The 539-nt window shown below is 46.6% G+C and carries 1 protein-coding gene and 1 pseudogene; both read right to left on the bottom strand.

What is annotated here, in order from left to right:
* Window positions 1-202 (bottom strand): annotated as a pseudogene (locus AC1DUO_RS26175) (colicin V secretion protein CvaA); the annotation flags it as partial.
* Window positions 203-345: 143 nt separating this feature from the next.
* Window positions 346-539, bottom strand: a 194-nt coding sequence (locus AC1DUO_RS26170; protein WP_477989663.1) for a hypothetical protein, incomplete at its 5' end; no start/stop codon positions are given.

The following is a 539-nucleotide window of genomic DNA, read 5'->3' as shown; positions in this document are numbered from 1 at the left end:
CGTTAGCCACGCGTGGGTAGGTGCTGATCTCACCGGTCACGTTGACTCTGCGGGTATAATTTACGGCAATGACAAAGGTCAGGAAGGTGGTAATAAATAAAAGGCATAATAACGCGGTAACCCAAAAGGGAATACCGGGGAGGAGTAGCGCTCGGCCGCGCCATTTCATTTTCTGATTATTAATCGCTTCCTGGCGAAACACGGTCTGCCCTTCCTTAGCGAGTTGAGATGTGATGCGTCACGTTGATTATGCTATGCCCTTATCTTACACCGGCAAGCGTTGGTTTATCTGATCGTTTGATTGTTTCGTCCGCATTTTTCTTATACTAGCGCAGTGGCTTAATCTTAACCATTGCGCGCGAATGTCTTACCTCTTTCAAACTCAGCAAACGTGGCCAGTACATATTTAACAAGGGTCAGCTGCTCCCAAGCATATGCTTCATTCTCGAGGCTAAGCATTATTGGGAATATTATACATATCTTAAAAAGATAACCCCCGCCAAGCTTGTGTAGATGCAGGCGACATCCCAGCCCAGAAT

The sequence above is a fragment of the Rahnella sp. P4_A8 genome, from assembly GCF_056402435.1.
Note: the sequence above shows the minus strand (reverse complement) of the source record. Positions and strands in the feature narration are given on the sequence as shown.